This is a genomic window from Oceanimonas sp. CAM02 (assembly GCF_032842915.1).
GTDB classification, from domain to species: Bacteria; Pseudomonadota; Gammaproteobacteria; order Enterobacterales; family Aeromonadaceae; genus Oceanimonas; species Oceanimonas smirnovii.
The window spans coordinates 40,930-49,744 of record NZ_JAWJBK010000022.1 but is presented as its reverse complement, the minus strand read 5'-3'; the positions used below and the strand labels follow the sequence as shown (position 1 = coordinate 49,744).

The 8,815-nt window shown below is 59.1% G+C and carries 7 protein-coding genes; 3 read left to right on the top strand and 4 right to left on the bottom strand.

Features of this window, described 5'->3' with window-relative positions; all coding sequences use genetic code 11:
• Positions 1–300 precede the first annotated feature (300 nt).
• Positions 301–3,363 carry an efflux RND transporter permease subunit gene (locus R0I78_RS07210; protein ID WP_317074843.1) on the bottom strand — a complete coding sequence of 1,021 codons (3,063 nt, stop codon included), beginning with the start codon at positions 3,361–3,363 and terminating at the stop codon, positions 301–303.
• Positions 3,360–4,460, bottom strand: coding sequence for an efflux RND transporter periplasmic adaptor subunit (locus R0I78_RS07205; protein ID WP_317074842.1), 1,101 nt, complete (start codon positions 4,458–4,460; stop codon positions 3,360–3,362). Before R0I78_RS07205 ends, R0I78_RS07210 begins: the two co-directional genes overlap by 4 nt.
• Positions 4,461–4,612: 152 nt before the next feature.
• Here R0I78_RS07205 and R0I78_RS07200 point away from each other — a divergent pair, with 152 nt between their 5' ends.
• Complete coding sequence (locus R0I78_RS07200; RefSeq protein ID WP_019934903.1) at positions 4,613–4,834, top strand: hypothetical protein; 222 nt, start codon at positions 4,613–4,615, stop codon at positions 4,832–4,834.
• A 53-nt stretch (positions 4,835–4,887) separates the two neighbouring features.
• Here the strand turns inward: R0I78_RS07200 and purK are convergent, their stop codons facing one another.
• Positions 4,888–5,955, bottom strand: a complete 1,068-nt coding sequence (gene purK, locus R0I78_RS07195) for a 5-(carboxyamino)imidazole ribonucleotide synthase (protein WP_317074841.1) — start codon at positions 5,953–5,955, stop codon at positions 4,888–4,890.
• On the bottom strand, positions 5,952–6,446 hold the full coding sequence (gene purE / locus R0I78_RS07190; protein ID WP_019934905.1) for a 5-(carboxyamino)imidazole ribonucleotide mutase: 495 nt from the start codon (positions 6,444–6,446) through the stop codon (positions 5,952–5,954). Before purE ends, purK begins: the two co-directional genes overlap by 4 nt.
• A gap of 418 nt (positions 6,447–6,864) precedes the next feature.
• Here purE and R0I78_RS07185 point away from each other — a divergent pair, with 418 nt between their 5' ends.
• Both R0I78_RS07185 and R0I78_RS07180 read left to right on the top strand, forming a co-directional pair.
• Positions 6,865–8,553, top strand: coding sequence for a sodium:solute symporter family protein (locus R0I78_RS07185; RefSeq protein ID WP_317074840.1), 1,689 nt, complete (start codon positions 6,865–6,867; stop codon positions 8,551–8,553).
• A 1-nt stretch (position 8,554) separates the two neighbouring features.
• On the top strand, positions 8,555–8,686 hold the full coding sequence (locus R0I78_RS07180) for a putative transporter small subunit (RefSeq protein ID WP_019934907.1): 132 nt from the start codon (positions 8,555–8,557) through the stop codon (positions 8,684–8,686).
• Positions 8,687–8,815 lie beyond the last annotated feature (129 nt).

Below are 8,815 nucleotides of genomic sequence, written 5' to 3'. Positions count from 1 at the left end.
ACTGAGCTTGTGTCTCGGTGGTAGACAGCGAGGCCTCGACGGCCTCACGTTTGAATGTGTCGCTAAAGCGACGGCGGGGTTTGTATTTCATAACACCTTCTCATTAAATGAAGGTGTCTACTTTTCTCGGGCCAGTCCAGCTGGAAGAAAATAAGATAGCCTGTAGGCCCCAATTTATTAGGGAAACGGTGTCACATGGAACATAGGTTTCCCGGATAAATCCGGGCCTACAGATTGCACCACTTATAGCTGACAGCTTATAGCTTACAGCTGCTTTCCGGCTTATAGCTGCTTTCCGGCTTACCGCTCCCTCGAAGAGGGTTTCCGGCTGTCCCTTAAGATCAGCATGCAAGGCGTGAGCAGCAGGGTGAGCAGGGTGGCAAAGGCCAGACCGCCGGCAATGGCGCTGGAGAGCTGGGTCCACCACTGAGTGGACGGCGCGCCCAGCCCCAGTGAAGGGGCCAGCAAGTCCACATTCACTCCCAGCACCATGGGCATCAGCCCCAGTATGGTGGTAATGGCGGTGAGCAGCACAGGCCGCAGGCGCAGGCAGCCGGTTTCCAGCGCCGCCTCAAACGGACTCATGCCATCGGCTCTCAGCTGGTTAAAGGTGTCGATCAGCACAATGTTGTTGTTCACGACGATGCCCGCCAGAGCGATGATGCCCATGCCCACCATCACAATGCCAAAGGACTGACCGTTGAGCAGCAGTCCCATCAGTACGCCGGCGGTAGAAAACACAATGGCCGACAGCACCAGCAGGGTCTGGTAGAAGCTGTTGAACTGAACCACCAGTATTAACGTCATCAGCAAAATCGCTACTATAAAGGCGGTGCTGAGAAACTGACCCGCTTCCCGCTGATCCGCATCTTCTCCCGCCAGAGTCAGGGTCACCCCTTCCGGCAGCGCTACCCCGGGCTGCTGCAGGGCACTCAGGCGCTCATCCAGACGAAAGCCCTCCGCCATATCGGCCTTGATGGTCACGGTGCGCCGGCCGTTGACTCTGTGCAGTGTGCCCACCTTGGGGGCCGGAGTCAGGGTGACAAACTCGCTCAGGGGCACCTGGCCTCTGGGCGTGTTCAGGGTCAGCCGGGAGAGCTGATCCACCGAGCGCCAGTGCGCCGGCAAGCGCACACGAATATCCACTTCATCGCTGGCATCTTCAGGCCGGTAGCTGGCCAGACGCAAACCGTTAGTCACCAGCTGCACCGCATTGCCCACACTGAGCACATCTGCCCCCATGCGGGCAGCCGCTTCCCGGTTGACCTGCAGGCGCCACTCTATGCCCGGCAGGCTGCGATCATCTTCTATGTCGGCAAAGCCGCCCAGCTCATTCATGGCGGCACGCACTTGCTCGGTAGCCGAATCCAGGGCAGCTTCATCGCTGCCCGACAGCCGGATTTCCACCGGCTTGCCGCCACCCGGGCCCATTTGCTGTTCACGAAACTCCAGTACCACGCCGGGAATGTCGGCAGTGCGCGCCAGCATGGTTTCCCGAATGGCGCTGGCGGGCCGGCGCAAATACCAGTCAATAAACTGAAACTGCAGCACACCAATCACATCACTGCCCATCTGGTTGTCGGCCATGGCAAAACTGCGGGCATAGAGCGCCTTGACCTCGGTCAGCCCGGTCAGCCGGCTTTCCACTTCCCGCAGCAGAGCGTCTTTTTCATACACCGACAAATCGCCCCGGGCGCGCACCTGCAGCTGGGCACTGTCGGGCTCGATATCAGGGAAGAACTCCACCCCGTGGTTAAAGCGGGCATAACCCGCATACATAAGGGCAATCAGGCCAAGGGTGCCCAGCAGGGTCAGGCCGGGGCGGCGCAGCAGCCATGCCAGCAGGCGGCGGTAATGGTCGAGGCCCGGCACCACCACAGGCGCTTTGGGCTGACTGCTGCTTTTGCCCAGCCCGCCCATGGTGGGCAAAAATATCAGCGCCATGGCCAGAGACGCCAGCAGGCAGATAATGACGGTAGCCGGCAGATATTGCATAAACTGCCCCACCACACCGGGCCAGAACAGCAACGGCATAAACACCGCCAGTGTGGTGATGGTAGAGGCAATCACCGGCCAGCTCATGCGGTGGGCGGCATTGATCCAGGCCTGCTTGGGCGGCTGGCCCTCATGCAGATGGCGGTCGGCCAGCTCGCTCACTACAATGGCCCCGTCCACCAGCATGCCCGCCACCAGTATCAGTGCAAACAGCACGATAATGTTCATGGTAAAGCCGATGCCCCAGATCACCAGAATACCGGCAAAAAAGGCCCCGGGAATGGTCAGCCCCACCATCAGTGCCGAGCGTGCGCCCATGGTGGCCAGAATAAGAATAAGCACCAGCACCACGGCGGTGAGCACATTGTTGAGCAAGTCCGCCAGCATGGTTTCAATCTGGGTGGACTGATCCATGATGTAGTCGATCTCCACCCCGTCGGGCAGCAGCGGCTCAGCCTGCGCCAGCAATGCTTTGACCTGCTCTATGGTCTCGATGATATTGGCACCGGCGCGTTTGCTCACTTCCAGCACCACGCCGGGCTGGCCGTTGATGCGGGCAAAGCCGGCGGGATCCTTGAAGGTGCGGCGAATGGTGGCCACATCGCCAAAGGTGACCACGCTGTCGCCACTGACTTTGAGCGGCAGCCCCAGCACATCGTCGAGGTTTTCAATCACGCCGGGCACCTTGATGGCCAGGCGGCCGGCCCCGGTATCCAGGCTGCCGGCGGCCACCAGCCGGTTGTTGCGCGACACCAGATTAAACAGCTGGGTATAGTCAATGCCGTAACTGTCGAGCACCTGAGGATCCACCAGAATTTCCAGCAGATCTTCCCGATCACCGCCTATGTCCACTTCCAGCACTTCGGCAATGCCTTCAATTTCATCCTTCAGCCGGCGGGCTATCATTACCAGCTCGCCTTCTGAAAGCGGCCCCGACAGCGCCACCGACAGCACCGGAAACAGCGCCACGTTAATTTCGTGCACCACAGGTTCTTCCGCTTCCTGAGGCAGCTCGCTTTGTGCCAGATCCACTTTTTCACGCACTTCCTGCAGCGCCTGTTTGGGATCAAAGCCGGCATCAAATTCCAGCATCACGGAAGCATGGCCTTCGCTGGCGGTAGAGGTCATTTTCTTGACCCCTTCCAGGGTGCGCAGCTCCTGCTCCATGGGCCGCACCAGCAGGCGCTCGCCGTCTTCCGGGCTGATGCCTTCCAGCGCCATGGACACATACATCATGGGAATGGTCACATCCGGGTTGGCCTCTTTGGGAATGACCTGATAGGCCCCCACGCCACCCAGTAACAGCAATATAAAAAACAGCAGCGTGGCCCGGCTGCGGTAAACAGCGGCCTGAATAAGCGCCCTCATTCACGCAACTCCTGCACCGCCACTACCTCACCCGGCGTAATAAAGCCGGCCCCCCGGGTCACCACCCGGGCCTGCTCGGGCAAACCGGTCACCCAGGCTTCATTCGGAGTAATGGCCAGTAGCGTCACCGGCACCAGCTGCAGCCGGTTTTGCTCATCCACCAGATGCACACCGGTGCGCCCCTGCTCATCAAGGGCCAGCAAGGCAGGAGACAAGCGGTGCGCCAACCGCGCGGGCAGGTGAATTGTCAGCTCGGCACTGGCACCGGCCAGACGCAGCCCTTGCGGATTGTCAAACCGGGCTTCTACCGCAAAGCTGCGGGTATCGGAGTCAGCGGCAGCAGCCACAAAGCTAAGGGTGCCCGACAGGGTTCGCCCATCCAGCGCAGTGGCCGTTACCGGCAGACCGGTTGTTAAGCCGGCCACCTTTTGCTGAGGCACAAAGCCGCTCAGGGTCAGTGTGTTATCGTTGACCAGCATCAGCAGGGAATCGCCGGTCCGAACATAATCCCCCGTTTCTACATGGCGGGCATTCACGGTGCCCGCAAAGGGGGCCGTTGGCCGGCTGTAATCCAGCGCCAGCCGGGCCTCGGCCAGAGCGGCATTGGCGGCGGCGGCAGCAGCACGGCGCATCAGTAACTCGGTGTCGGCAAGCAGACCTTTTTGGCTGAGCCGCTCGGCGGCCTTCAGTTCGGCGGCGTTGAGCTTTTGCTCAGCCTCGGCCCGGCTGAGGGCGGCCTGCCTGTCATCCAGACTCAGGGTCAGCAGCCGCTCGCCCTCGACCAGGGTTTGCCCGAGCTCAGCCAGCTGCTCTACCACACCGTCGGTACGGGCCCGCACCACCAGCTCACGTTCCGCCTGAAACTGCCCCTGCACCAAGCGTTGCGGCTGATAGTCACTGGCACTGAGCTGAGTGACCTGCACTGTGATTTCCTGCCTGTCCGGGCTCTGGCTGTTTTTCTCCGCCTCAGGTGCCTGCCGAGCGGCCTGATACAAGTGCCCCCGCCACAGCCAGAACAGCACCACCACCAGTACCAGCGCCGCCCATATCCGCGTTTTATATCTGGCCGCTCTGCTGCGCCAACTCCTTGCTTCCATGTCGGTTCCGTCTTTTTTAACGTTATTGTTCAGCATATCAACTTGCTTCCCGCTCAGACAGCCTTGATACAGATCAAAAAAACATCAACTTTATTGACTCACCGGTCAGACAAGCGTACTGTGATCACAAACAAACATTTGGAGTACCACTTATGAGCAATCAACGCTTGCTGTCTCTGGCCAATCTTTCCATGGTGGTGTTTCTGGTGCTGTTCTGCGGCTCCCTGAGCATGGCCTGGCTGGGTGAACAGTCCCTGTCCGTGGGCACCACCGTCTTTATGCATATTACCCTGGTGCTCACCGCTGCCCTGTTCAAACTGGCCTATGTGGTGCGTCTGATCGCCCAGGACCGCATGGGCCAGCCACTGGTCTAAACGCAAAAAGCCCCGCTTTATCGCGGGGCTTTTTATGCTGGACCAACAGTCGCTCAGTTAAGCTGACTGCGCAGCCAGTCGAGCACTATGCCGTAACTGGCGGGCAGTATGGGCTCAAGCTTATCAAGGGCGGCCTGAGTGTCGGACGGGTTGCTCAGGCAGAAGTTGATATGGCCTACCTTGCGGCCGGGGCGCACTTCCTTGCCATACCAGTACAGCTCGGCACCGGGCACCGAGAGCCAGTCGTCGTTGCGCTCGGTCCCCACCAGGTTCACCATGACGCTGGTGTTTTTGACGCTAGGGGCAATCAGCGGCAGCCCGGCCACGGCGCGCAGATGCGCTTCAAACTGGCTGATATTAGCGCCTGCCTGAGTCCAGTGACCACTGTTGTGCACCCGCGGAGCCAGCTCGTTAATCAGCAGGTGATCGCCCACGCGGAAGCACTCCATGGCCATGACGCCAACATAGTCGAGGTCGTTCATCAGGGTGGTGAGCATGCGCTCGGCCTCGTCCTGCAGGTGCGCCAAACGCGCCAGCGGCGACACCGAGCCCAGCAGAATGCCATTCACATGCAGGTTGAGGGTCAGCGGATAGAAATAGCACTGGCCGTCTTCACCGCGCATGCCGACGATGGAGGCTTCCTCGTCAAAGTCGATGGCCTGCTCGGCAATGGCCTGGGTGTGCCAGTCATCGGGAATGGCGTCCCGGCCCGGCTCCCGCAGCCAGTGCTGACCGCGACCATCGTAGCCGCCGGTGCGGCGCTTGAGCAGCACCCGCTCGCCCAGCGCCTCATGCAGGCTTTCGGCGGTGGTGTCGGTTTCCACCAGCTGCCAGGGCGCGGTGGCCAGCCCCAGTTTGTCGATCAGTGATTTTTGAGTGTAGCGATCGGCCAGAATGGGAAAGGTATTCAGATTAACAAACGCCGGATGAGCCGCCAGCTGACGAGTCGCGGCAGTCTCGGGCCACTGCTCGCGCTCGGCGGTGACTTTTTCATGAGCCTGCAGCGGAAAGGTGTCTTCCGACTCGATATCAACCGGACGCACGTCCAGATTAAGCGGCATGCCCGCATGTTTCAGCATCTGGCCCAGCTGACCGGCACCCAGTACCCAGATACGGCTCATGCTTCCTCCCGCGGATCGGGGTTGCCCAGCACAGTACTGGTTTGATCATGGCGGAAGGTGTCCAGCCGCTCGGCCAGCTCGGCATCGTGATTGGCCAGCATCTGGCAGGCCAGCAGACCGGCATTAAAAGCACCGGAGGTGCCGATGGCCAGGGTGCCCACGGCCACGCCCTTGGGCATTTGCACAATGGACAGCAGACTGTCAAGACCGCTCAGGGCCTTGCTTTGCACCGGCACACCCAGCACCGGCAGCCGGGTTTTGGCGGCCACCATGCCCGGCAGGTGGGCGGCACCGCCGGCACCGGCAATAATCACCTGATAACCGCGCTCCACGGCCTGTTCACCAAATTCCATCAGCCGGTCTGGGGTGCGGTGCGCCGACACCACTTCCACGGTATAGGGAACCTGCAGCTGGTCCATGATTTCTGCGGCACCCTGCATGGTGGGCCAATCACTTTTTGAACCCATGATGACGGCAACTTTTGCTTGCATGACTACTCCTGTTCAACAACGTTGTGCATGTTTTAGGTGGATCCGGGGGAGCGCGGATTATACCGAAAGCCCGGTTTTGCGGCCAGTGAAAGGGTGGACAATACCTGACCCAATCGTTAAGGTATGGGCCGTTCAAGGCTGAACAGATGATTTTAAGGAGGTGAACGCCTTATGATGGGCGCCATTGAAGCTTTACCCTGACGCACGCTTTCGTGCCGTCGACCGCACAATACCAGGCTAACGCCAACGTCTTTAAGAAGCACAACGCTTCACCGCAAAACAAACTGTTATCTTGTTTTCTGAACCTTCAGCAGGTTCTCTACGTCCGTTGCCGTCAGCCAGGTCGTCCAAACCTGCACCCGCAATCCGCCTCTGGTGTGTTTGCCCGTGCTTGTCTGTGTTTTTACAAGACAGGGAGATGAACTTGGAACTCTATCAATTTTCCAGCACCACAGTACTGCTGCTGCTGGCCGCTTTTTACGGCGGAACCTACCTTATTACCACCTTCATCAAGAAGGAGCAGGAAGACACCGACGCCTTTATGGTGTCTAACCACAGCGTAGGCTTTGGCATGGGGGCGGCCAGCATGACCGCCACCTGGATCTGGGCCGCCTCCTTCTATGCCGCCGCCACCTCGGGTTACACCTATGGGGTGTCGGGCCCGCTGCATTACGGCTTTTGGGGTGCCCTGATGATTTTGTTTATTTACCCCTTTGGCCGCCGCTTTCGATCCCTCGCTCCCAACGCCCATACGCTGGGTGAAGTGATCCATGCCCGGCACGGCTCGTCCAGCCAGCTGATCCTGGCCTTTTCCAACCTGCTGGGCAGCATCATCAGCTTGATGGTGAACTTTACCGCCGCCGGTGCCCTGGTGTCTGTGCTGTCGCCGCTGTCGTTCCAGACCGGGGTGATCATTGCCGGTGTGGGCGTGCTCAGCTATACCCTCTGGTCCGGCTTTCGAGCTTCCGTGCTCACCGACTTCGCCCAGCTGATTGCACTCATGGCCATTGCCGTGGTGATTATTCCTGCGGTGCTGTTTGCCATGGGCGGTCCGGCAGAAGTGATGAACGGCTTTGATAACCTCACTGCCGAGCAGGCCAACCTCTTCTCCACCGAAGCCATTCTGCATCAGGGTGCTCCCTATTTTGTGGCGGTGCTGGCCTATGCCATTGGTAACCAGACCATTTCCCAGCGGCTGTTTGCGGTAAATGAAAAGCACATCAAGCCTACCTTCCTCACCGCCACGCTGGGGTATGGTGCCATTGTGATTGGCCTGGGCATGATTGGCCTGATGGCGCTGACCAACGGCGTTGAACCCCTGAACGGTGATATGAACAACCTGATCCCGCAGATGGTATCCAGCTATCTGCCACCGGTGTTTATTGCCCTGTTCTTTATTCTGGTAATTGGCTCGCTGTCATCTACCGCCGACTCGGATCTGTCTGCCCTGTCCGCCATTATCATGGCCGATGTCTACGGCAAGAACATTGCCAGAGGCAAGGCAGACCCCAAACGCATGCTGTTTATTGGTCGTCTGACCATGATTGTCGCCACCATGCTGGGCATTGTTCTGGCCAGCTTCTCTCTCGATATTCTGGTGATGCTGGTATTTGTAGGTGCACTCTGGGGGGCCATTGTGTTCCCGGTAATTGCCAGCTGCTTCTGGAGCCGGGTCACCAACCGCGCCTTTACCTCCTCGGTGATAGTGGCCCTGATCATGTTCTGCGTGGCCCGCTTTGAGTGGGTGGAAATGACCGGTGCCGTGGCGGTGCTGTTCGAACTGCTGGCAAGCATTGGCGGCGGTGTGGTGATTGGCCTGATGGTATTTGGCTTCTTTGGCCGGCACGCGGGCTTTGTTGCCGGTATTATCGCCGGTCTGGCGCTGATGTATTTCGCCACCGGCTTCCTGCGGGAGTATACCGTGCTGCTGTCTTCCCTGCTGGCATACGGTGTCAGCACCCTGGTGTGTGTGGTGGTAAGCCTGCTGGATAATCAGAAGTTTGATTTTGAGCTGATTAAAAAGCGGGTGGGCAACTACGACGATCGTTTTGATGCACCTGCCACTACAGCGGCCATGAAGACCGCCAAACTTGCCAAGGAGTCTTAAGATGAGCGAACTGATAATGGGAGCCTACATTCTGATCTGGCCCGCCCTCACCCTTTTGGTATTGATCATGATCTGCCGCGGCGTATGGAAAGACATAGTCGCAGCCAAAAAAGAAAACCGCGAGTTGGTGTAAGTCAGCGCGGACAGCGTAAAAAGCGGACCCTTGAGGTCCGCTTTTTTTATTTGGGCCTGTGCGCGAAGCGCCAGCGCGGCTGCACTCCGCCGACACGCTACAAGTACATCCCTGTAACGCTCGAAAATG

Coding starts and splice junctions, on each gene's coding strand:
- R0I78_RS07180 (WP_019934907.1), top strand. CDS start 8,555: ATGAGCGAACTGATAATGGGAGCCTACATTCTGATCTGGCCCGCCCTC.
- R0I78_RS07210 (WP_317074843.1), bottom strand. CDS start 3,363: ATGAGGGCGCTTATTCAGGCCGCTGTTTACCGCAGCCGGGCCACGCTG.
- R0I78_RS07205 (WP_317074842.1), bottom strand. CDS start 4,460: ATGGAAGCAAGGAGTTGGCGCAGCAGAGCGGCCAGATATAAAACGCGG.
- purK (WP_317074841.1), bottom strand. CDS start 5,955: ATGAGCCGTATCTGGGTACTGGGTGCCGGTCAGCTGGGCCAGATGCTG.
- purE (WP_019934905.1), bottom strand. CDS start 6,446: ATGCAAGCAAAAGTTGCCGTCATCATGGGTTCAAAAAGTGATTGGCCC.
- R0I78_RS07200 (WP_019934903.1), top strand. CDS start 4,613: ATGAGCAATCAACGCTTGCTGTCTCTGGCCAATCTTTCCATGGTGGTG.
- R0I78_RS07185 (WP_317074840.1), top strand. CDS start 6,865: ATGAACTTGGAACTCTATCAATTTTCCAGCACCACAGTACTGCTGCTG.